Origin of the sequence: Stappia sp. WLB 29 (genome assembly GCF_023507705.1) — a bacterium.
GTDB lineage: Bacteria > Pseudomonadota > Alphaproteobacteria > Rhizobiales > Stappiaceae > Stappia.
This window is the reverse complement of record NZ_JALBGD010000011.1, coordinates 42,104-65,849: the sequence shown is the minus strand read 5'-3', so window position 1 is coordinate 65,849 and position 23,746 is coordinate 42,104. Positions and strand designations below refer to the sequence as shown.

15 protein-coding genes are annotated in these 23,746 nt (G+C 64.3%); 7 read left to right on the top strand and 8 right to left on the bottom strand.

Features of this window, described 5'->3' with window-relative positions:
• Positions 1–18: 18 nt before the first annotated feature.
• From MNI96_RS18545 to MNI96_RS18535, 3 genes are all read right to left on the bottom strand, one after another.
• A complete protein-coding gene (locus MNI96_RS18545) occupies positions 19–2,328 on the bottom strand; it encodes a PAS domain-containing sensor histidine kinase (RefSeq protein ID WP_244953731.1) in 2,310 nt (769 codons plus the stop codon).
• Between the two features lie 302 nt (positions 2,329–2,630).
• Positions 2,631–5,276, bottom strand: a complete 2,646-nt coding sequence (gene pepN, locus MNI96_RS18540) for an aminopeptidase N (RefSeq protein ID WP_249695588.1) — start codon at positions 5,274–5,276, stop codon at positions 2,631–2,633.
• Between the two features lie 122 nt (positions 5,277–5,398).
• Positions 5,399–6,226: an alpha/beta hydrolase gene (locus MNI96_RS18535; protein ID WP_249695586.1), complete on the bottom strand. Its 828-nt coding sequence runs from the start codon at positions 6,224–6,226 to the stop codon at positions 5,399–5,401.
• A gap of 251 nt (positions 6,227–6,477) precedes the next feature.
• On the opposite strand from MNI96_RS18535, the gene MNI96_RS18530 reads away from it, so the two are divergent.
• The 6 genes from MNI96_RS18530 to MNI96_RS18505 all read left to right on the top strand — a co-directional run bounded on the left by MNI96_RS18530 (position 6,478) and on the right by MNI96_RS18505 (position 15,274).
• A complete protein-coding gene (locus MNI96_RS18530; protein ID WP_249695585.1) occupies positions 6,478–8,385 on the top strand; it encodes an adenylate/guanylate cyclase domain-containing protein in 1,908 nt (635 codons plus the stop codon).
• A 196-nt stretch (positions 8,386–8,581) separates the two neighbouring features.
• The gene (locus MNI96_RS18525; protein WP_249695583.1) at positions 8,582–10,474 is read left to right on the top strand and encodes an ABC transporter ATP-binding protein; all 1,893 of its coding nucleotides are present in this window, start codon (positions 8,582–8,584) and stop codon (positions 10,472–10,474) included.
• Entirely contained in the window at positions 10,471–12,369 is a 1,899-nt protein-coding gene (locus tag MNI96_RS18520) for an ABC transporter substrate-binding protein (protein ID WP_249695581.1), read from the top strand. Before MNI96_RS18525 ends, MNI96_RS18520 begins: the two co-directional genes overlap by 4 nt.
• A 39-nt stretch (positions 12,370–12,408) precedes the next feature.
• Positions 12,409–13,428 (top strand): ABC transporter permease, encoded by a 1,020-nt coding sequence (locus tag MNI96_RS18515; RefSeq protein WP_249695579.1) that lies wholly within the window; start codon positions 12,409–12,411, stop codon positions 13,426–13,428.
• On the top strand, positions 13,428–14,588 hold the full coding sequence (locus tag MNI96_RS18510) for an ABC transporter permease (protein ID WP_249695577.1): 1,161 nt from the start codon (positions 13,428–13,430) through the stop codon (positions 14,586–14,588). The genes MNI96_RS18515 and MNI96_RS18510 overlap by 1 nt, the downstream gene beginning before the upstream one ends.
• 92 nt (positions 14,589–14,680) lie before the next feature.
• Complete coding sequence (locus tag MNI96_RS18505) at positions 14,681–15,274, top strand: class I SAM-dependent methyltransferase (RefSeq protein ID WP_158195656.1); 594 nt, start codon at positions 14,681–14,683, stop codon at positions 15,272–15,274.
• Here MNI96_RS18505 and MNI96_RS18500 read toward each other — a convergent pair.
• From MNI96_RS18500 to MNI96_RS18480, 5 genes are all read right to left on the bottom strand, one after another.
• Positions 15,255–16,064: a polysaccharide deacetylase family protein gene (locus MNI96_RS18500; protein ID WP_249695575.1), complete on the bottom strand. Its 810-nt coding sequence runs from the start codon at positions 16,062–16,064 to the stop codon at positions 15,255–15,257. The genes MNI96_RS18505 and MNI96_RS18500 overlap by 20 nt on opposite strands.
• A complete protein-coding gene (locus tag MNI96_RS18495) occupies positions 16,061–17,113 on the bottom strand; it encodes a glycosyltransferase family protein (protein ID WP_249695573.1) in 1,053 nt (350 codons plus the stop codon). The genes MNI96_RS18500 and MNI96_RS18495 overlap by 4 nt, the downstream gene beginning before the upstream one ends.
• A gap of 98 nt (positions 17,114–17,211) precedes the next feature.
• Positions 17,212–18,339: a glycosyltransferase family 4 protein gene (locus MNI96_RS18490; protein WP_249695571.1), complete on the bottom strand. Its 1,128-nt coding sequence runs from the start codon at positions 18,337–18,339 to the stop codon at positions 17,212–17,214.
• 20 nt (positions 18,340–18,359) lie between these two features.
• Positions 18,360–19,601 (bottom strand): glycosyltransferase family 4 protein, encoded by a 1,242-nt coding sequence (locus tag MNI96_RS18485; protein ID WP_249695569.1) that lies wholly within the window; start codon positions 19,599–19,601, stop codon positions 18,360–18,362.
• Positions 19,602–19,663: 62 nt separating this feature from the next.
• Entirely contained in the window at positions 19,664–20,884 is a 1,221-nt protein-coding gene (locus tag MNI96_RS18480; RefSeq protein ID WP_249695567.1) for a glycosyltransferase family protein, read from the bottom strand.
• A 200-nt stretch (positions 20,885–21,084) separates the two neighbouring features.
• Between MNI96_RS18480 and MNI96_RS18475 the strand changes: the two genes are divergently transcribed.
• Positions 21,085–23,679, top strand: a complete 2,595-nt coding sequence (locus tag MNI96_RS18475; protein ID WP_249695565.1) for an ABC transporter ATP-binding protein — start codon at positions 21,085–21,087, stop codon at positions 23,677–23,679.
• The last annotated feature ends 67 nt before the right edge of the window (positions 23,680–23,746 follow it).

The following is a 23,746-nucleotide window of genomic DNA, read 5'->3' as shown; positions in this document are numbered from 1 at the left end:
AAGCGGGAAGCGTGCGGCTCAAGCAGCCTTGCTGGCCATGCGTGCCTCGACAGGCAGCGTGACGGTCACCGTGGTTCCCTTGCCGACGCTGGAGCGGATTTCCATTGTGCCGCCATGCATCTTCACCAGAGACTGGGCGATGGCCAGGCCGAGGCCGGACCCCTTGTGCGTCTTGGTGAACTGGTTTTCCACCTGGACGAAGGGCTTTGCCAGCCGCGAGATATCGCTCTCGCGGATGCCGATACCGGTATCGGAAATCGCGATCACGACGGCATTGGTGCCGTCCATGCGGCCATGAGTGGCGGCCAGGGTCACCGAGCCGTTGTCCGGGGTGAACTTGACCGCATTGGCGAGCAGGTTGAGCAGCACCTGCTTCACCGCGCGCCGGTCTGCAGAGAGCGTCAGGCCTTCCTCGGTCTCGCTGGTGACGGAGATGGCCTTTTCGGCGGCAGCGGCGGAGATGATGCGCGTCACGTCGGTGACGATCGCGCCGAGGTTGACCGCCTCGCGCTTCAGCTCCATGCGTCCGGCTTCAATCTTCGACATGTCGAGAATGTCGTTGATGACGTTCAGCAGGTAGCGGCCGCTGTCGTGAATGTCCGTGCAGTACTCGCGGTACTTGTCGGATCCGAGCGGGCCGAACATGCCCTGGTCCATGATCTCGGAGAAACCGATGATCGCATTGAGCGGTGTGCGCAGCTCGTGCGAGATATTGGCCAGGAACTCGGACTTGGCCTGGTTGGCCTCTTCCGCCTTGGTCTTCTCTTCGGAGTATTTTTCGGCAAGCTCCACCAGCTGCTGTGCCTGAACTTCCAGCTTCTGGCGCGACTGGCGCAGGTCGGCGACGGTGGCCATCAGCCGCCGCTCGCTCTCCATCAGCTTTTCCTCGTGACGCTTCAGCGCCGTGATGTCCGTGCCGACGGAGACGAAGCCGCCATCCTTGGTCCGGCGCTCGGAAATCTGCAGCCAGCGGCCGTCCGCGAGTTGGGCCTCGTAGGACGAAGAGGGGTCGGAGGCATCGCTGCCGATGGTCGGGCTCGCCGACACAACGGTCTGGCGGGCGGCGGCCATCACCTGAGCATAGGGCGTGCCGGCCTTGATCGCGGAATTCGGCAGGTTGTGCAGCGTCTGGTAGTTGGAATTGCACATCACCAGACGGTTTTCGGTGTCCCACAGGACGAAGGCTTCCGAGATCGTCTCGATGGCGTCGCGCAGGCGCAGGTCCGCGGTGCGGCTCTGCTCGGCAAGCTGCTTTTGCTCGGTAATATCGATGCAGATGCCGATGAGGTGCGGCTCGGCGATACCCGGCTCGCTCTGCACTTCGGCGCGGGCGCGCAGCCACACCCAGTCGCCATTGGCGTGGCGCATGCGGAACATGCGGTCGACGGTGGTCTCGCCGGTCTCCAGCAGCGACTCTGCCAGCTCATAGAGGTCGATGTCGTCCGGATGGGCGAGGGCGGAGATCTCCGCAAAGCCGAGAATGTCGTCGCGCGGCTGCAGGCCGAGCATTTCGTAGAGCGAGGCGGACCAGAAGATGCGGCCGCGCGACAGGTCCCAGTCGAACAGGCCGCAGCGGCCGCGGTTGAGAGCAAGGTCGATGCGGGCGCGGGTGGCGGCGTAGATCTGGTCGGCCTGCTCGGCGCGCGTCGCCTGGGCGAAGAAGGCGTAGATGAGCACCAGGAGAACCGAGGCCGTGCCGACGAACAGCGTCACGTTGGCTGACACGCTGGCCCGCCAATCGGCAAAGATCATGTCCTTGGACTGGATCAGGGCGACCATGCCGAGCCGGCCGTCGAGGTGATGAACGGTGGCATAGGCCTCGTCCGGTTCGCCCGCGGAGACGGTGAGAACGCCGGCGCGGGCGCCGAAGACGGTGAGCGGCTGGCCGGCACCGAGCAGGTCGGCGAGCGGGCGGCCTTCCAGATCGGAGCGGATCGGCGCGGTGGCCATGATCACGCCGTCCGGATCGGCGACGAGAATGCGGCGGCCGTCGCCGGTGGCGCGCGGCGGCAGGCTGTCGGCGAGGGCGGCTTGAAGCGCGGTGCTGAAGCCCTGCTCGGGAAGGGCGGCCTCGGCGGTCGACAGGCGGGCGGCCAGCGTGGTCGCGATCATCGTCAGGTCGTCGCGGGCCCTCAGATCGGTCTCCTCATGCTCGTAGGAGAGCGTGAGTGCGCGATAGGTCGCCAGCGTCGCGATGAAGACGATGCACAAAATGGGGATGGCGCGACGGAAGAAAGGTTCCGCGGTCAGCAGTCGCTGATAGGCGGGCTGCGCCAGAAGGCGGATGTGCCCGGTCAGCGACTGCGAATCACGCTGTCGTTTCAACATGTCCGCGAATCGACGCGCGGACGCAGCCCCTGCAAAGGCACGCGCCATCGTAATGGCCCCCGATGTGTCGATTTTGCCGCAAACAGAACGCAACCGGCGCTCGAATCATTTTCATTTGAATCGCATTCGCCTGCTTTGTCCAGAGTCCCCCAAGAAAAATATAGTTAATGGAAGCTTAATGCGATTTGCAAAACGCACAACTCTTGCGAGTCCCGTTCGGCCAACATGAAACGGGCCGCCGGGGCGGTCTGGGATGACTGCTCCGACGGCCCGAAAGCCTGATTCGAACGGGGATTGATATCCTATTGCAGGCAGCGCTCGACGATGTCGCGCATGTCGACGGAAAGGCCTGTTTCCGCCGCAAGGCGCCGAAGGGCCGCCTCTGCGTGGGCACGGCGACCCGGCTCCAGCGCGCGCCAGGACCGGAAGGCCGACATCATCCGTGCCGCCGCCTGGGGGTTGCGTCGGTCGAGATCGCGGGCGAAATCCGCCACGAAACCAAAGCCTGCACCGTCTGCACGGTTGAACTGGCTCTGGTTGCCGCTGGCGAAAGCGCCGACCAGTGCGCGCACGCGGTTCGGATTGCCGGGCGAGAAGGCGGGATGCCCGGTGAGTTCGCGAACCCGGTCGAGGGTCGAGGCATTGGGCGCGGTCGCCTGCACCATGAACCACTTGTCCATGGCAAGCGGCACCGCCCGGTAACGCTCCTCGTAGGCCGCAAGGGCTGCGTCCCGGCCCGGCAGTGCGGCGTGGGTGAGCACCGACAGCGCCGCAAAGCGGTCCGTCATGTTGTCGCTCGTCTCGAAATGGGCCTGCACGACGTCGTTGCCTGCCGGGTCCGAGCCATGGCCGAGATAGTCGAGCAGCGTGTTGCGCAAGGCCCTGCGGCCGGCCGAACGGGCATCCGGGGAGAAGACCGCCTCGTCCTGCATCGTTTCGTAGGTCGCCCGGATTGTCGGGGCGATGCCGTCGGCAATCGCTCGGCGGAAGGCGGCACGCGCGGTATGAACGGCATCCGGATCGACGTCGTGGCCGATCTCGCGGGCGATGTCCGCCTCGCCCGGAAGTTGCAGGCACAGGGCCCGGAAGGCCGGTTCGAGGCGGTCGTCGGCGACATTGGCGGCGAAGGCGGCGATCAGCGCCGGGCTGACCGCCACCGCTTCCTGCCGGGCGGTGCCGGCAGTTGCCGCAATCAGCGCCGTCATGACGACGCTTTGCAGCGCTTCCCAGCGGCTGAAGGGGTCCTTGTCGTTGGCGGCAAGGAACAGCAGGTCGCTCTCGCTCAGATCGCTCTTGAGCGACACCGGCGCCGAGAAGCCGCGGAGCAGCGAGGGGATTGGCCGTTGCTTCAGTCCGGTAAACACCACGGTCTGCACCGGATTGCGGATGTGCAGCACGTCGCCGGTCGTATCGGCGCCGGTAATCGTCGTGGGCGCCAGTTCCTCGCCGCCCGCCCCCATGAGGCCGACGCGCACGGGAATATGCATCGGCTGCTTGTCCGGCTGTTTCGGGGACGGAGCCAGTTGCTGGCGGAAGGTGAGGGTGAGCCGCCCGGCCTCGTTCTCATAGGCGCTGTCGACCTTGAGCACCGGCGTTCCCGCCTGCTCGTACCAAAGCGAGAACTGGTCGAGATCGAGCCCGCTCGCTTCCTGGAAGCAGGCCAGGAACGCCTCGATCGTCGTTGCCTCTCCATCATGGCGACGGAAATAGAGATCCATGCCTGCACGAAACGCCTCGTCGCCGATGAGGCATTTCAGCATGCGCACGACTTCCGCGCCCTTCTCGTAGACGGTGGCCGTGTAGAAGTTGTTGATCTCGTGATAGAGGCGCGGGCGCACCGGATGGGCGAGGGGGCCGGCATCCTCGGGAAACTGGTGCGACTTCAGCAGCCGCACGTCGGCGATGCGTTTGACCGCGCGCGAGCGCATGTCGGCCGAGAATTCCTGGTCGCGAAAGACGGTCAGGCCTTCCTTCAGGCAGAGCTGGAACCAGTCGCGGCAGGTGATGCGATTGCCCGTCCAGTTGTGGAAGTACTCGTGGGCAATGACGGTTTCTATGCCGGCATAGTCCTGGTCGGTTGCCGTCTCCGGGCGGGCCAGGACGTATTTGTCGTTGAAGATATTGAGGCCCTTGTTCTCCATCGCGCCCATATTGAAGTCGGACACGGCGACGATGTTGAACACGTCGAGATCGTAGGCGCGGCCGAAGACCTCTTCGTCCCAGCGCATGGAGCGCTTCAGGCTGTCCATCGCCCAGTCGCAGGCGCTTTCGTTGCCATGCTCGACATAGATGTTGAGCGCGACATCGCGGCCCTCGCAGGTCCGGAAACTGTCGCTGACGCAGGCAAGGTCGCCCGCCACCATGGCGAAGAGGTAGGCGGGCTTGGGATGCGGATCGTGCCAGATGGCGTAGTGGCGGTCTGTTCCCGGCACGGGGCCGCTCTCGACGGGATTGCCGTTGCCCAGCAGTACCGGCGCCTCGCCGAGGCGGGCCTCGATCCGGGTTGTGTAGATAGCCAGGCAGTCGGGCCGGTCGAGGAAATAGGTGATGCGCCGGAAGCCTTCGGCCTCGCACTGGGTGCAATAGGTACCGTTCGAGCGATAGAGACCCATCAGCCTGGTGTTGGCATCGGGATCGAGCGCCGTCTCGATCTCCAGCGTGAAGGGATCCGAGGGGGGCGAGGTGATTTCCAGCCTGTCCGGGGCGACAGTGTAGTCCGCATCCGCCAATACGCGCCCGTTGAGCGAGAGAGCGGTAAGGCGAAGTTCGTCGCCGTCCAGGATCAGCGGCGTTCCAGGTGCCGTATCTGCCGCCCGCTCGAGAGCCAGCCGTGCCCGAACCTTTGCCGAGCGGGGCGCCAGGCGAATGTCGAGATAAACGGTCGAGATCCGGTAGGCGGGTGCCCAGTAATCTTCCAGGCGGATGGGAGCGGGAGATTCTGGACGCATGAAGGCTCCTTCCTGCGGCTGCGGTCGACGGTTCCTCAAGCTAGCGGGAGTGCCGGACCGGCTGCATTGACAAGGGTCATCGGGCCGCCCGCGTCATGGTTGCGGGCGTTCGTGCCCGAAGCTCAACAGATCGACCGGGCCATGTCGACGAGGCGCAATGTCAGATCGCTGTCCGGATCGGCCAGCGGTGCGATGACGGTGAAATGGTTGTCCTGGCCGCGAATGTCGAGTTCGGTCCTGACCCCGCCACGTTGCCAGACATCGGCGATCACCCGCGACTGGCGGATGAACTCCGACGATTCGCCGCCCCCGACCGCGGCTATGAGCCGTGTGCCCGGCTGAGCGGCAAAGGCGATCGGGGAAACGTCGATGGCTTCCTTGCGGTCGAGACGCAGCTTTTCGTTCAGCGACGTGCCGATCAGCGGCTGCAGGTCGAAGACGCCGGAAATGGCGAGTCCCGCCGGCACCAGCCCGCGCGGCAGCCCGCGGCTGCCCCAGTCGGTCGCGAGCAGGGCGGCGGTCAACTGTCCTCCGGCGGAATGGCCATAGGCCAGCACGGGACGGCGATACCGTTCCCACAGATGACCGACCAGCCGCCGGATCTCCTCGATGATATCGCCGACGCGAACCTGCGGGCAGAGCGAGTAATTGGCGATGGCGACGGGAACTCCATGGGCATTGAGCCCCTTGGCCATATGGGAAAAGAAGGTGCGGTCGAGCCCCTGCCAGTAGCCGCCATGGATGAAGAGGCCAAGCGGCCCGCGCTCCGGCATGCCGCTCTCGGGGAGGAAAAGATCGTAGACTGTCCGCTCGCCCAGTTCGTAGGCGGTTGCGAGCGTGCGATTGGCTTCGCTGCGATAGTGCGCGGCGTCGCGAACCCAGCCCTCGATGATCGCGGGATGCTCGGGCACCAGCGCCCGATTGTTGTATTCGGCCTCGTAGTCGATCACGCGTTCGCTCCCGTTTGACGAGATGTCTCTTAGCTGCTGAGCGGTGCCGAGTACAGAGACGGCGCTTCCAGCGCGGAACCGGAAGGAAAGAGAACGCGCCGGCCGTTGACCTTCACGCGATGTTCGGCAGCTGCGGGGTCGCGTTTCGGACGCAATCCGCGCTATTGTGCCGGGAAAGGTAACGACCGGCGTATGACGCGAATGCGGGCGGGATATCTGGCGGGCAGAGTGCAGGGACGGCGCAGCTACGCATGGACGAACAGCGAGTTGAGCAGGTGGCACGCGAACGCCGTGTCTATTCGATTACCTGGGTGGTGGGAACGGCATTTGGCCTGTTGATCGGCGTCTCGATGCTGTTGGTGCTCGGCTTGGCCGTCTCAGCCAACATGCAGAACACCTTCTCGCTGCTGAACGACAAGGCGGTGCTGACGACCAATTCACTGGAGCGTCGGCTGCGCGACCATCTCGATCTCGCCTCGCAGGCCGTCGTGCAGCTCAAGACGGTGTTCGACGGACGCGAACTCGGCGACAAGCTGGAGGACCTGAGCGGTGAACTGATCGCCGCCGTCCACGCCAACCCGTCGCTCGATGCCCTGGTGGTGAATGACGCTGCCGGCGATGGATTCGGGATCTATCGTTCGCCTACCGGAAAGCTCTGGCCGTTTCGGCGCCAGCAGATACCCGAGGAAGCCAAGCTCTACGCACTGCCGCAGATGACTGCCAATTCGCCCGCGACCTGGGGGCCATTGGTGACCTCGGGCGGTTTGCTTTATGCCAACGTCACCGTTCCACTGGTTCGGGGCGAGACCCTCATCGGCTATCTGACGGCGGCCGTCTCCATCGACGAGTTGGGCCGTACCGTGCGCCAACTCGACGAAGGACAGCACTCGACCGTCTTCATCATCGCCAACGGTAATGAGGTGATCGCCCATTCGGATATCGAGGACTTTGCGGCGCCGGGAGGCGAGGTGCCGCGCCTTCCCATAACCATCGAGCAACTGGGTGACAGGGCTCTGGCGCGCCTGGCGACGTCGAAGCCGATGGAGAACTTCCAGCAGGCGAGCGCGGCAGGCGTGGAGGTGCGGGACCTGGACAACGACGACGGCGGCCCCGACTATTTGTCGATGACGAAGGTCATCGCAGGCTACGGGCCGGGGGTGTGGACGGTTGGGCAGTACTATGTCGCCTCCACCATCTCGCGCGAGGTGCAGCGACTGTTCGGCTCTGCGGTGGTCGGATTGCTGTCCATCCTGCTGGCGGTCGGCCTGTCGGTCCTTCTGGTGCGGCGTGCCACGCGGCCGCTGGCGGAGATTTCGCGGCAGGCGCGTTTCGTCGGTGAGCTGGATTTCGACAAGGTCGAGCATTTGCCGCGCAATATGGTCCGGGAGATCGACCAGGTCTTTCAGGCGTTCAATGCGATGGTCAGCGGCCTGCGGGCGATGAACACCTATGTCCCGCGCTCCCTATTCCGCAAACTGATGCGCCTTGGCGTCGATCAGGCGGCGGTGGCGAGCGAACGCGACCTGACGTTCATTTTCACCGACATTGTAGGGTTTACCTCGATGTCGGAAAATCTGACGGCGGCGCAGACCGCCGATATTCTCAACGAGCATTTCGCTTTGTTGGTCGCGGCCGTCGAGCGGGAAGGCGGAACCGTCGACAAGTTCATTGGCGATGGCATGCTTGCCTTCTGGGGTGCGCCGGACGAGCGTGCGGATCACGCGCTTGCAGCGGCCCGGGCCTGCCTCGGCATTGCAGCAGCGTTGCGGGAGGGGAATGCCCGGGCGCGTGGCAACGGCGGCAAGGTCGTGCGCATGCGCATAGGGCTGCATACCGGCCGCGTCGTCGTCGGCAATGTCGGCGCGCTCGACCGCTGGAATTACACGGTTGTCGGTGATGCGGTGAACTTGTGCGAAAGGCTCCAGTCCTTTGGTCGGGATGTGGCTCCGCAGGACGAGGTGGTGATCTTGGCCAGCGACACCGCCGTCAGCCGTATCCAAGCCCAGTCGGGCGGCATGATCGCCGCCGGTGCAGCGCAGAAGGTGGGAACACACCGCCTGCGCGGCCGCAGCGAGGCGATTGCGGTCTGGCGGCTCGACGATACGGTCACACCGGAAGGGTTGTGCATCCCCGGGGCCGATATTGATCTGGCAGGCTGACGGTCTGCGATGGTTTTTCACAACAGTTTTTCAAGGTGATGTCATTAATTTGTGATGCCGGTCACACGCGCCTGCGCTAGCACTGTTAAGAGCGACAGGGGGGCAAGGGGCAACACGCACTTTCGTGCTGGCACTGGTCTCCTATAATGGCGCGACAACGGAAAACACCGAGGGCGTCTGGAGGAGGAAAAGCCACGTGGATGTGTTGACGATCGACGGGCTGAGTGTCGATTTCCTGACCGGCGAAGGCCGCATCCGAGCCGTCGACGATGTCTCCTTTTCCGTTCCCCGCAATCGGACCGTGGCTCTTGTGGGAGAGTCCGGCTCCGGCAAGACCGTCATTTCCCAGACGATCATGGGCCTTCTGCCGGAAAAGGCGCATATCACTGGCGGCCGCGTGTTGTTTCGGGAGAACGACACAGCTGCCGCGGTCGACATCGCCGCCCTCGATCGCAAGGGGGCGGCCATGCGTGCCATCCGCGGCAACCGGATCGCCATCATCTTCCAGGAGCCGATGACGTCCCTGTCGCCACTTCACACGATCGGCGACCAGATCGGCGAGGCGGCCGAGCTGCATCGGGGCGTCAGCGCACAGGAGGCGCGCGAACTGACGCGGGAAATGTTGCGGCTGGTGCGGTTTCCCGATCCGGCGCGCGCTCTCGATTCCTATGCCTTCGAGCTATCCGGCGGCCTGCGCCAGCGTGCGATGATCGCCATGGCGATGATCTGCCATCCGGCACTGCTGATCGCCGACGAGCCCACGACTGCGCTCGACGTCACCATCCAGGCCGAGATCCTCAAGCTGATCAAGGATGTGCAGGCCGAGTTGCAGATGTCGACGCTGCTCATCACCCACGATTTCGGCGTTGTCGCCAACATGGCCGACGAGGTGGTGGTGATCTACCACGGACGGATCATGGAGCGCGGCAGCGCCGCATCCCTCTTCGCCGATCCTCGCCACGACTACCTCAAGGCACTGCTCAACGCGGTGCCGCGCTTCGGCATGGATGAAGGCGAGCGGCTGGTGCCGATCCGACCGATCGAGCCGCACGCGGAAGGCTTCCTCAAGAAGGGACGCTCAGAACGCGCCTGCGCCGTCGGCCAGCCGCTGATGAGCATGACCGACGTCACCAAGCGTTTCACCACCCGCAAGGGCGGGTTTCTGGGAGGCGGAACGCGAACGGTTCTGGCGCTCGACAATGTCAACCTGACCGTGAAGCGCGGCGAATGCCTCGGCCTTGTCGGCGAAAGCGGCTCCGGCAAGACGACCGCCGCCAAGGCGATCCTGCGGGCGATCGAGATCAACGAGGGCGCGATCCGCTACGACTGCGGCGAGGGGCCTGTCGATGTCGCGAGCATGCAGGGACCTGATCTGCTGGAATACCGCCGCCGGGTGCAACTGATCTTCCAGGATCCGTTCTCGTCGCTGAACCCGCGGATGACAGTGAACGAGTTGCTGATGGAGCCGCTCGTGATCCACAAGGTCGGCACTCCGGAGGAGCGGGCCGAGCGGGTACGCGAGTTGATGCGCCTCGTCGGGCTCGATCCGCGCTTCCTGCGTCGCTACCCGCATTCGTTCTCAGGCGGTCAGCGCCAGCGTATCGGCATTGCGCGGGCACTTGCGCTCAATCCGGAATTCATTCTCTGCGACGAGCCTACATCGGCGCTCGACGTATCGGTGCAGGCGCAGATCCTCAATCTGCTGCGGGACCTGAAGAAAGAGCTCGGGCTCACCTATCTCTTCGTCAGTCATAATCTTGCGGTCGTCGACTATATCGCCGAACGGCTGGCCGTGATGTGCCGAGGACGGGTGGTCGAGGTCGGCAGTACACGTGATGTGATCGGAAATCCGCTCCATCCCTACACTCGCGCGCTGCTCGCCTCCGTGCCGGAGCCCGATCTGAATGCTCCTCTGGATTTTGCGGCGCTGGAGGCGGGCCGGGCATCGGAACCCGATCTCTGGCCCGAGCCTTACCGCATCGTCGATGGTGTTCGCCCGGTGCTGGTGGAGATGGAGAAAGGGCATTTCGTATGCGCGCCGGGTCTTGTCGGTAACGGTACGCCGCTTTCGATGGAGGCAGCCCAATGAAATCCCGCACCGTGCTGCCTGCCCTTGCCCTGCTCTGCGCGTCCGTGCTTGCGGCCTTGCCGGCGTCGGCTCTGACGCTGAAGGAGACGCCGTCGCTTGCGCCGCGGGTCGGCACCGACCTGCCGCCGGTTTCGGAGCGGGTGCCGGAGGAGCCGCTGATCGTCGACCTGGAGGCGCGCGGCCGCCAGATCGGTACGCCGGGCGGCAAGATCGACACGCTGATCGGCCGCTCGCGCGACGTGCGCCTGATCAACGTCTGGGGTTACGCCCGTCTCGTTGCCTATAACGAGCAGCTGGAGCTGGTGCCCGACATCCTGAAGGACTTTATCGAGGAAGAAGGGCGCATCTTCACCCTCGTCCTGCGCAAAGGGCACAAGTGGTCGGACGGCCACCCGTTCACCTCCGAGGATATCCGGTTCTGGTACAAGGATGTCGCCTCGAATGCCGAGCTCCAGCCCTCGGGCCTGCCGCAGTTCATGCTGGCCGGGGGCAAGCCACCGGTCTTCGAGGTGATCGACGAGACGACTGTCCGCTTCATGTGGGACGCTCCCAACCCGCTGTTCAAGCCGGAACTGGCCAAGTCGCGTCCGCCCTTCATCTATCGTCCGGCGCATTACCTGAAGCAGTTCCACGCGCGCTACGGGGATGCGGAGAAGATCCAGAAGCTGGCAGAAGAGCGCAAGCTGCGCAGCTGGGCCGCGCTCTTCAACAAGATGGACGACATGTATGATGCCCGGAACCCGGGGCTGCCCAGCCTGCAGCCATGGGTGAGGCTGGTGGATGACAGCGAGCGGCGGTTCGTGCTGCACCGGAATCCGTTCTACCATCGGATCGATTCCGCAGGGCAGCAGCTGCCCTATCTCGACAGCGTCATCATGACGGTGGCTGATGGCAAGATCATCGCCGCGAAGACCCAGGCCGGCGAAGCCGACCTGCAGGCGCGCAATATCGGCTTTTCCGACATCACGATCCTCAAGCGCGGCGAAAAGCTCGGCCGGTTCGAGACCTATCTCTGGCCGATCAGCAAGGGCTCGCAGATTTCCCTGCAACCCAACCTGACGGTCGCCGATCCGGTCTGGCGCAAGCTGATGCTGGATACGAGGTTCCGCCGTGCGCTCTCGCTCGGCATCGACCGCGAGATGATCAACAAGGTGCTTTATCTCGGGCTCGCGACGCCGGGCAACGATACGGTGCTCGAGCAGAGCCCGCTGTATCGTCAAGAGTACCGCGATCTCCATGCCCAGTTTGACCCCGAGGAGGCGAATCGCCTGCTGGACGAGATAGGCCTGACGGAGCGCCGGGGCGACGGAGTGCGGCTGATGCCGGATGGCCGGCCGCTCGAGATCATCGTCGAGGCGACCGGCGAGAGCCAGGAAGAGCTCGACGCGCTGGAACTCGTGGGGGAGACCTGGCGCGAGATCGGCGTGAAGCTGTTCGCCAAGCCGAGCCAGCGCGACATCATCCGCGAACGGGCGCTATCGGGCCTGCTGGTCATGTCGGTGTGGGCGGGTTTCGAAAACGGGATTCCGACCTCGGAAATGCCGCCGGAGGACTTTGCGCCGGTGCGCAGCGATTTCCTGTCCTGGTCGCGTTGGGGCAATTGGTACGAGACCGACGGTCAGACCGGAGAAAAGCCGGACTGGGAGCCGGCGATCCGGTTGACGCAGCTCTACGACGACTGGCTGAAGTCCAGCTCCGAGGAGGAGCGGACGGAAATCTGGCATGAGATCCTGAAGATCCATGCCGAGGAGACGATTCATATCGGGCTGGTGTCGGAAGTCCGTCAGCCGATTGTGGTGAAGGGTCTCGGCAATGTGCCGAAGGAAGGCATTTACGGCTGGGATCCCGGTGCTCAGTTCGGCATTCACCGAATGGACGAATTCTACCGGAAGTGACGTGAGAATGGCGCTGCGGGGCGCTGGGGGAACCGCTTGATGCTCTACTATATCCTGCGCCGGGTGTTGACGATGATCCCGACGCTGTTCGTGATCAGCCTGCTGACATTCGTCATCATCGAGCTTCCGGCCGGTGACTACATCTCCAACCAGATTGCAGCTCTGCGAGCGACCGGAGAAAGCGCATCCATCGCCAAGCTCGAGTTCCTGCGGGCGGAGTTCGCACTCGACCGGCCATTCCTGGAGCGCTACCTGATCTGGATCGGCCTTTGGCCGGGCGTACATGGCTTCGACGGGTTGCTGCAGGGCAATTGGGGCTGGTCTTTCGAATACGAGAAGCCGGTGTCCGAAGTGGTGGGGCCGACCCTGCCGCTGACCATCGTGCTGAACACGGCGACGATCCTGTTCGTCTATGTCGTCTCCTTCCCGATCGGCATCTATTCGGCGACCAGGCAATATTCCTGGGGCGACTACGGCTTCACGTTCATCGGCTATATCGGGCTTGCGACGCCGAACTTCCTTCTCGGCCTGATCATGCTGTACTTCGCCAACCTCTGGTTCGGCCTGTCGGTCGGCGGGCTCATGGCGCCGGAATACATCGGCCAGCCCTGGAGCGTGGGGAAGGCGCTGTCGGTGCTGGCGCACCTGATCGTGCCGACGGTGGTCATCGGAACCGCCGGCACGGCGGCGATGATCCGGCGCCTGCGGGCGAATCTTCTGGATGAACTCCACAAGCAATACGTGACAACGGCGCGCGCCAAGGGCCTGCGCGAGTCCCGCCTTCTGGTGAAGTATCCGCTGCGCATGGCGCTCAATCCGTTCATTGCCGATATCGGCAACCTGATCCCCTCGCTTGTTTCCGGCTCGGTCATCGTGTCGGTGGTGCTCAACCTGCCGACGGTCGGACCTGTGTTGCTGAATGCCCTGCAGTCGCAGGACCAGTTTCTCGCCGGCTTCATCCTGCTCTTCGTCGCGGTCCTGACGCTGATCGGCATGCTGGTGTCGGATCTGCTTCTGGCGGTCCTCGACCCGCGTATCCGGCTTGGGGGGAAGGCGTGATGAACATGCGCAACGAGCCCGAGCACTACGTCAATCCGGACGCATTCAACCCGTCTCACGCAGAAACGCTTACCCCGGAGCAGGAGCGTTACTATCAGGCCTCGCAGTGGACGATCATGTGGTGGAAGTTCCGCCGCCATCGGGTCGCCGTGTGGTCGGGCGTGATCCTCATCCTGTTCTACCTGTGCGTCCCGTTTGCCGAGGTGATCGCACCCTACTCACCGAACCAGCGCTCCAACGACCATCTCTACGCGCCGCCGCAGACGCTGCGCCTGTTCCATGAAGGCTCCTTCGTCGGCCCGTTCGTCTACGGCCTGAAGGCGGATATCGACCTGGAGACGGTGCGCTGGGTCTACACCGAAGACCGCCAGGACGTGCAGCCGCTGCGCTTCTTCTGCTTCGGACCGCAATACAGGTTCTGGGGTCTTTTCGATGCGAGCTTCCACCTTGTCTGTCCGGCGAAGGACGGGACGCTCTACCTCCTCGGTACCGACCGATTGGGGCGGGATGTGTTCTCCGGCCTCGTATATGGCGCGCGCCTGTCGCTTACCGTCGGCCTGATCGGCGTGACCATCTCCATCGTGCTGGGACTGTTCTTCGGCGGGCTGGCCGGCTTTTTCGGTGGCCTCATCGACAGCGCAATCCAGCGGGTGATCGAGATCCTGCGCTCGCTGCCGGAACTGCCCTTGTGGATGGCACTGTCGGCCGCCCTTCCGGTCACCTGGTCGCCCGTCTGGATCTATCTCGGCATCACGGTGATCCTCGGCCTGCTCGACTGGCCCGGTCTTGCGCGTGCCGTGCGCTCCAAGCTGCTGGCTTTGCGCGAGGAGGAATATGCCAAGGCCGCACTGCTGATGGGGGCGAAGCCTTCGCGCGTCATCCGCAAGCACCTGCTGCCGGGCTTCACGAGCCACATCATCGCATCGGCCTCCCTGTCGATCCCGGCGATGATCCTCGGCGAGACGGCGCTGTCCTACCTCAACCTCGGTCTGCGCCGGCCTGCGGTGTCCTGGGGCGTCCTGCTCAACGAGGCGCAGGATATCTCGGTTGTGGTCATCTATCCCTGGCTGATGGCGCCGGTCGTTCCCATCATCATCGTCGTGCTCGCGTTCAATTTCCTTGGCGACGGTTTGCGCGACGCCGCCGACCCGTATAAGTGATGTCCGGCTGCGGGCAGGCAGATGCCATGGCATCTGTCTGGCAGGGGGCGTTGAAAGACCGGTCGCCACGCCGGCGAATAGGAAGACAAGGCATGTCCAAGAACGCATCGACCGCCGACGGCTGGGACGAGGAATATCGGCGCGGGCGCTGGGCGTTCCTTCGCGATCTGCCCGAAAGCGGTCGTTACGGCATCATCGGTATGTGGCTCGCCCTCAACGGCTCGCTCGACCGGGTGCTGGACATCGGGTGCGGCGAAGGCTTGTTGTATGAGCGCCTTCAGCCGATGGGCATCCAGCGTTATGTCGGCGTCGATCTCGCGCCGGCCGCGCTCGGCATCGCCAATGTGGACCCGGAGATCGCATCGTTGCGCGCCGGCGACCTGCATACGTTCGCACCGGAGCAGGGCGAGGCCTTCTCCGCCATCGTCTTCAACGAGGTGCTGCACTTCTCCGACGATCCGGCAGCGGCGGTAGCGCGCTACGTGCCGTTCCTGGCGCCGGGTGGCGTGATCGCTATTTCGATGTATTCGCCGAAGCGGCTTGAGTCGGGTGCCAACCGCCTGATCGCTCGCCTGTGGGAAGCGACCGACGGCCCGGACTGGGAAGTCCTCGACGATTACCGCCTGACCTCCGACAAGAAGAACGTCACCTGGCGGCTGCGGCTGCTCAGGCCCGCGGCCGGCTGACCGGCGACAGGCCTCGCTCCATCCGCTCGGCGTCCAGAAGCTCGGATATGCGGGCGAAGCGGGCGCCGGGATGCGCCCGCAAGATCTCGAACGTCCTCTCCAGAAACTCGAAGCAGGCGTCGTTCTGCGCCAGGTGATGGGAGAGGATGCCCAGCGGCTCGGCCGGGTTCGTGCGTCTTCGCGTCAGATGGTAATCGAAGCGCAGGCTGGCCGAATGCCAGCCGATGAAGCGCCGCTCCTTCTTCCACTTGATCATGTCCACATGCGTCTGCACCTGTACAAGCGCACGCGGATGAAACTGTGTGAAGGTCGACAGGCCTGCAAGCCCGGCTTCCGTCAGTCGGGCTGAGATGCGCGGCGCGATACGGTTCCACGGCGGCACCATGACCGGCACGAAGCGCGAGCCGAACAACTCGGCCAGGCGCTTGTTGCCACGGGCAAGAACGGCAAGCGCCTCGTCGGGATCGCGCCGGCGGCCGAACTCCGCGGCCTTTTCTCCTCGCGTCTTGTCCTGGAAGTTGCGGTGCTCGTATCCGTGCTGAACGACCGAGGCGAAGCGCTCGCCGGAAAGCCGGTTGGCAAGAGCCTCTGTCGCATTCGCGGGGATCACTGCGAGCGCGACCTCGATCTCGTGCGTGTTTGCGATATGCAGCAGCCGATCAAGCGCCGGGGTGGGCTCGATCGCATCGTCGTCGCGCCACCAGACCGGCACGGCGTGGCCGCGTTCGGCGAACCAGTCGAGATGCCGATCGAGAACGTCCCGAAAGTCGCGAAGCCCGGCCTCTCTCATCGGCGGGCCTCCAGCGCATCCACCATGATATCGGCAGCCGTCTCCGCCCCGCCGAATCGAACCGGGATATCGCGCCGCGGCAGGCTCAATGCATCGTCGGCGGCTCTTGCAAGGGCCTCTGGTGTGAGCGTCTTTTCCGGAACAGTAACGGCGCGGCCATGGCGCACCAGCGCATCCGCTCGCTGCTGCTGCTCCGTTTCCTTGATCTGGGCGAAGGGCACAAGCACGCTGGGCACGCCGGCCCGTAAAATATCCAGAACGGTGTTGTAGCCCGCCTGGCTGATCGAAAGGCGGGCCCGCTCGAGCAGCGATGGAAAGTCTCGCCGAGCCCGCTCGACAATGATGTTCTCTGCGGCCTGCCTGGACAGCTCCAGAAAGCTCTCCTCGTCGATGTCATGGCCGGCGAGGAGCCGCCAGCGACACTCGCCGGCAAGACGGGAAAGGGCGGGAGCTTTCAGGGCAGCCCTGAGCAGTCCGATGCCGACGGCGCCGCCGCCGCAGGAGACAATGACCTCGTCGCTGCCGTCGTCGCCTGGGGCCTCTGTGCCACCCGTGCCCGTCTCCGCAAAGCCGGTGTAGCGCAGCAGATGCGACACGCGGTCGGCGAAGGGAAAGCTGTCCTCCAGCCGGATGAAGGACGGGTCGGAGTGGACGAGGACCAGGTCGTAGGCGGCCAGCGCCCGCTCCGCCATCTCCTCCTCCTTCCAGAGCTCCTGCTTTCGCACGAGGATATCGCGGATGGAGGAGGCGATGAGCGGCGGGCGGGACTGCGCCCTGGCGGCGTCGACCAGACTTTGCATCTCGAACGCGAAGGGGCGCCGTCCGAACGGCCATGTTTCAGTGAGCAGCAGGTCGAACGGCCGATCCCGAAAGGCGTCCAGAGTGGCCTGGGTACGAGCCGTCTTCCACGCCTCGCCGATCTCGTGCCCCTCCGGTGTCAGGAAGGTTTTGAAGCGCGCGTCCTGTGCCCTCACCGGCGGTAGTTCGACGATCGCGATACCCGTGGTGTCGAGCAGCGGCGGAAGCCGGTTCCCGGTTGCGAGCGTCACCGAGATACCGCGCGCTGCGAGCGCGCGGCCGATGGCGGCAGCACGCAGGGCGTGGCCGGTCCCGAGCAGGTGCTGGACATGGATGAAGGCGGATCGTGTCATTGCGGCGAAGCGGTAGCGCGCAGGGCGAAGTTGCGCAAGGCTTGCCCCAGCAGCCCGTGGAGACTGTCGGCACCGCTCGACAGCGTGTGCCGCTCGCGGATGTGTTCGCGGGCAGCAAGCCCCATGCCCGCCGCGCGAGCAGGATCCGACACAAGCGCCGCGAGGTTTTGCGCGAAAGCTGCGGCGTCGCCCTCACTCGACAGAAGTCCGGTTGCACCATGGGCGACGATATCGGGCACGCCGAACGTGTCGCCGCCTACAATGGCAAGGCCGGCCGCCTGAGCCTCGAGGAAGACGAGGCCGAATGCCTCGCGGATCGCCGGCCAGACGAAGAGGTCGTGGGAGGCGCAAAGGGTCGGAATATCGTCTCCCGCAACAGCGCCCGTGAAGGTGACCGGATAATGGGCGAGCAGCGCCTCGACCTCCGCCCTGCAAGGCCCGTCTCCGGCAACGGTGAGGGTGAAACGGGAAGAGCTCGGCAATCGGTCCAGCGCATCGGCGAGCACGCGATAGGAGGCAAGCTTCGCTCCCTCGCGCATCATGCCGATGGCAAGCAGTCGGATGGGTTCACCCTCCCGGCGCGGGATACGGGACGCCTGCAGGAATCGGCTTGCGTCGAGAAACGGGGCAAGGACCGCAAGGCGCTCCGCGGAAACGACCGCGGCAAGGCATTCCCTGTCTGCCCTGTGCATGGCCGCAACCAGATCGGCGCGCGCCAGTGCGGCGTCTGCCGCGGCAAAGCCATAGGCCCATTCGCCCGTCTTGCGCTTGGGGGCGCGGCTGGCCTCGACGACGACATAGGGGATGCCCAGCCGCGAAGCTATCGCCGGGCCGATCCAGTCGGGGGCCTTGTGATAGAGGTGATAGGTCAGGAAGAGGTCGGGGCGGTAGCCTGACGCCTCCCACGATGACAGGACACCCTCTGCTTCCGCGAGCGCTGCCCGCTCCACCTCCTGTTGAACCTCGATGCCGCCGGTCGCCCTCCATGACCGAAACCGTGTTGCGACCGTCACCTCGTGGTCCGCTGCTTCCAGCGCCTGGACGATCAGCCTGCCCATGGTTCGGTCGCCGGACGGCACCGGATCGTCGAGGGGCTTCATCGGAGCTGTGAAGGCGACGCGCATGCCGGTCTCCTGGAGAACCTTTAAGAGGCTCGTGCCCGCTCCTTCAGGTGGGGGGCGAAGCGCGCTGCCAACCGGTCGAGGCCCGGATCCGTCGAAAAGCGTGTGCGGACATCATCGGAGGCGGCTCTGCCAAGCTGCTCGCGCAGAGCCGGGTCGGCTATGAGCGAGGCAAGCGCATCGCGCAAGCGCTCGCGATCCCCCGGCGGCACCAGGAGACCGGTCTTTCCATTGCGAATGAGCTCGGGGATTGCCGAGACATCGGTGGCGAGGCAGCACAGGCCCATCGCCTGGGCCTCCATCAGCACGTTGGGCAGGCCGTCGCGGTCGCCGGACTTCGCCACCTTCGAGGCGAGGACGAAGAGATCTGCCCGCTGCGTGGCTTCGATTACGTCCTCACGCGGTCGTGCTCCATGCCAAGTGACGCGGCTGGAAATGCCGAGCGAGCTGGCGAGATCCGCCAGACGGGTCGCCTGCTCACCGCCGCCGATATGCTCGAAATGCCAGTCCAGCCCTTCGGGCAGGGCTGCCAGAGCCGCCAGAAGGTCGTCGTAACCCTTCTTCTCCACGGCTCTACCCACGGAGAGAATGCGGACCGGACCGGCTTGCCTGCCATCGCCCTCGCCGCAGACTTTGCGGCCGGGGAAAGGCGAGAAGTCCAGCCCGTGATAGACAAGTTCCAGCTTGTCCGGCTGCGCGCAGAGCGAGCGGAGATGGTCGAGATTGACGCGGGTGCAGGTGACGCCCCAGGCGGCATCGTCGAGCTTCACCCGCAGGTCCCATTCCTCGCTGGTCCAGATGTCCTTGGCATGGGCGGAAAACGACCAGCCGCGCCCAGACAGATGCGCCGCGTACCGCGCCACCGAACAGGGCGTATGCAGGTAGTGGGTGTGGATCCAGGCGACGTCGCCGGGGAGTTCATGCGCGAAGACGCAGGCCTGTGCCCAGCGGCGCTGGCGGTTGGCATTCGGTTCCCTGGCGAAGTCGGCCATGAACAGGGCGTGGGCATCGCGGTAGGTCGGCTGCCGTTCAGCCCAGCGTTTTGCCCGGGCAACGCGCGCAGGATCATCCTTCACATATTCCGGCAGATAGAGCACTTCGGCCGAGATCTGCCGGTGTACTTCGTGGATGAAAGGGTCGTAGGGCTGGCGCAGGGCGACGATCAACTGGCCGATCCCGCGGCGCTCCAGGCCGAGGATCTCCTGCGCGATGAAAGTCTCCGAAAGACGCGGATACCCTTTTACGACAACGGCGATACGGGACATGCGATGCGAAGGTCCTGAAAGCGTGAAGGTCGGCCCTGAACGACGCGGATGAACGCGGACGGTCAGGCGCGCGCGGAAGCAAGTTCCCGGACGGCGGCGCTACGCTGCGCGAGGATGCGCTCCACCCGGTCGCCGATCACGTCGAGACCGCCGAGCAGGTTGTCGATGCCGGCGGCGGAGGGCGGAGCGAGCCAAGGCAGTTCCGCCAATGCGTCGATCATCTTGTCGACGTCCGGGTAGGCGTCGATAGGGAGCACCTTCAAAAGACCGATGGTCTCGGCTCTTGTGGCCCGGATCGACTGCTCGCGGCGCGGAACGACGCGCGGCACCAGGAGCGTCGGCTTGTCGAAGGACAGGATCTCGCAGAACGTGTTGTAGCCGCCCATGCCGACGATGGCCTTGGCACCGGCCATGTAGGGCTCGATGGTCGGCAGGAAGCGCAGGATGTGCACGTCGCGCAGCGATTCTGCCCGCGCCTGGAACTCCGCTGCGGCCTGTGCCGGCATGAACGGGCCGAGGACGATCAAGGCGGGGAAGAGCGGTTGTGCGCGGGATTCGTAGGCGCGCATCACCCAGTCGACCATTTCGACACCGTCGCCGCCGCCGCCCGGCGTGACAAGGATATAGGGCTCGTCGTCGAAGGGCAGGGGCTCAGTGATCCGTGCATCGGCCGGCACATCGCGGCGCAGATAGCCGGTGTTCACCGCCTTCGCGTGGACATTGGCCGAAAGGCCCATTCCCGCCAGCGGGTCGTGCAGGTCTGGCGGGCCGTAGACCCAGATTTCGTCGTAGAGGCTTTCCAATGCCGGATCGACGTTCTTGCGTGTCCACTCCTCGCGCAGCACGGTCGGATCGTCCATCACGTCGCGCAGACCCAGGATCAGGCGCGTGTTGCCGCGCTCCTTGAGCATCTCCAGCGTGCCGAGGATCTCGCCGCGCAGACCGAGCGGCTCCTTGTCGACGATCAGAATGTCAGGGTCGAAAACCTTGGCTGTATGCTCGATGATCGAGGTTCGGATCGCGAGGATATGCTCGATGTTGAGCGAAAGCGACAGCGGCGTGTATTCGCCATTGCGCAGTTTGATCACGCCGGGAATGCGCACGAAGTCGACGCGCGAGCGAAACTCGAAGCTGCCGATGATCGGAGATCCCGACAGGATCAGCACGGACATGTCGGAGAAGCGGCGAGTCAGCGCATGCGCGATGGTGCGGCACCGTCGCAGATGACCGAGCCCGAAGGAATCATGGCTGTAGATCAGCACTTTCGGGGCGCTATTGGTCATGCCTACCCATTCGGTCAGCGCGTCGGTACTGGCGCATGGCCGCGCGTCCCCATTGTCAGTCTTTCTCTATCTTCCGATTGCGGTCGATGCAAGTGTGAGCGCTATCGTTACTTGTAGCGGTTTTGGCGAGCTGCGTTATGATACGCGCGAGAGACCTGCCGGATGGTGAACAGGCCCGCGACCCGATAACGCGACCGACGATGGAAAAAAGCCTCTTCAAGTTCATCTGGCGATACAGCGCCCGTCAGCAACTGACGATCCTGCTCATTACGGTGATCGCCTATCCGGTCACCTATGTGCTGCTGGAGCTTCCGAAGCTCATCGTCAACGACGCGATTCAGGGCGAAAACTTCCCGCGTGAGGTCTATGGGTTCGAGTTCGACCAGGTTTCCTACCTGGTCGTGTTGTGCCTGGCCTTTCTCGGTCTGGTGATTCTATCCAACGGCATCAAGCTTGCCTTGAACGTCTATAAGGGCCGGCTCGGCGAGCGCATGTTGCGCCGCCTGCGATTCGAGCTGTTCCAGCGCGTCCTGCGTTTCCGTCTGCCGCACTTCAAGAAGGTCAGTTCCGGCGAGATCATCCCGATGATCACATCGGAGGTGGAGGACGTTGGCGGCTTCATCGGCGAGGCTGTGGCGCTTCCCGCCTATCAGGGCGGTATGCTGGCCGTGCAGATCGGCTTCATCTTCATGCAGGATCCGCTGCTCGGGCTGGCAGCCATTTCCTCCTATCCGATGCAGGCCTATGTCATCCCGAAGCTGCAGAAGCGGGTCGTTCTGCTGTCGCGCCAGCGCGTACGTAATGTACGGGTGATCGCCGACAAGATTGGTGAGAGCATCGGCGGCGTGTCGGAAATTCATGCCAACGACGCATCTGCTTGGCATTCCGCGGATATTTCCGAGCGCCTCTATACCAACTACCAGATCCGCTTCAAGATCTTCAACTGGAAGTATTTCATAAAGTTTCTGAACAACTTCATGAACCAGTTGACGCCGTTCCTGTTCTATCTGATCGGTGGCTGGCTCGTAATCGAAGGTGACCTGTCGATCGGCGCGCTACTGGCCGTCATCGCCGCGTACAAGGATCTTGCTGGCCCTTGGAAAGAGCTTCTCGCCTACTACCAGATGGTTGCGGACGTCGAGGTGAAGTACCAGACGGTGGTCGAGAATTTCGATCCTGCCGACATTTATCCGGTTGCGCGTCTCACGGACGAGACCGCCGATACGCAGTTGGCCGGCGATCTGGTGATGCGCAGCGTCAGCTTCTCCGGTGGAGCCGCGGGGCAGGAAGTGTTCGATGTCTCGTTGGCAGTGAAGGCCGGTGCGCATGCGGCCGTCGCTGGGCCGGATGGGTCCGGCCGCTCCGAGGTGCTCCAGCTTGCGGCCGGTCTGCTGGGGGCGACAAGCGGACGGGTGGAGATAGGCGGGCACAATCTCGACAATCTGAGCGAGGCGGTGCTTGGCCGCCAGATCGCCTATGTCGGTCCTTCGGTACATGTGTGGACCGGCACCGTACGCGACAACATTCTCTATGGCCTCCGCCATCGGCCGTTGCGTCCTCCGGAGCGGGAAGGGGATGACAAGGCAAGGCATGTCCGCCGGCTGGCCGAGGCGCGAGCAACGCAGAACCCGGAATACGATATCGAGGCGGAGTGGGAAGACTTCGAGGCTGCTGGTGTCGATACGGTCGACGCTCTGGATGCGCGCGCGCTCGAATTGATCGAGATGACCGGACTTGCCGCCGACGTGTTCCGGATGGGGTTGCAGTCGCCCATCGATCCGGCGCGCTATCCGGAGTTCGCCGACCGCGTGCTTGCCGTGCGCAGGGCACTCGCAGACAGGGTTGCCGGTGACGGCCGCCTCGCGGCGATGGTCGAGCTTTGGGATGTAGAGCGCTTCAACAATTCCGCCAGTCTTGCCGAAAACCTGTTGTTCGCGATGCCTGTGGACCCGACCCTCGGCATCGATACCCTGGCATCGGATCCTGATGTCGCGGCGGCACTTGAAGAGACGGGCTTGCGGGATCGGCTTGTCGAGATCGGCATGAAGATCGCCGGCACGATGGTCGAACTGTTCGCAAATGTCAGCGACGATTCCGGCCTGCTCGGCGACTACTCCTTCATCACGCTCGACGAGTTGCCGGAATTCGACAGGATCGTGCGCATCTCTCGCCTCGAATCCTCGAAGGGGCAACTGCGCGGCCCCGATAAGGAGCGGCTGATCGGTCTGGCCTTCAAGCTCATTCCTGCGCGTCACCGCCTCGGCGTTCTCGACGAAGCCATGCGCGAGGAGATCGTCGCGGCACGTGCGGCCTTCCATAAGCGCCTCAATGGCGACCAGAGCCGCTTTGTCGTGTTCGACCGCGACAGCTTCATCGCGCCGATGTCGATCGAGGACAATCTTCTGTTCGGCCGTCCGCGCGTCGACCGGCGCGATGCGCGCGAGAAAATCGACGGGCTCATCCGCTCGATCGTCGACGAGATGGAACTGCGCCGCCCGATCGTGCGCGCCGGTCTCGATTTCCATGTCGGTGTCGCGGGTTCGCGCCTTTCCACCGGTCAGCGCCGGCGTGTTGCGTTGGTGCGGGCATTGATGAAGAACGCCCCGATCACCATTCTCGATGACACGGGAAGCAGCGGCAGCGACGACGACAAGGCGCTTCGCTCCTCCATCCGCCGGGCGCTCAAGGGGCGGATGCTGCTGTTCGGCGCGCCCAATTTGATCGTGGCGGGCGAGTTCGACCATAGTATCGTGATGAACCAGGGACGCGTTGTGGATGAGGAAGCTGCCTCATGATGCAACTGCCCGCCATAACGGCCGTCCCCAACCTGACTGCGGAGGCGTACGGTACCGTTCCGGCCGC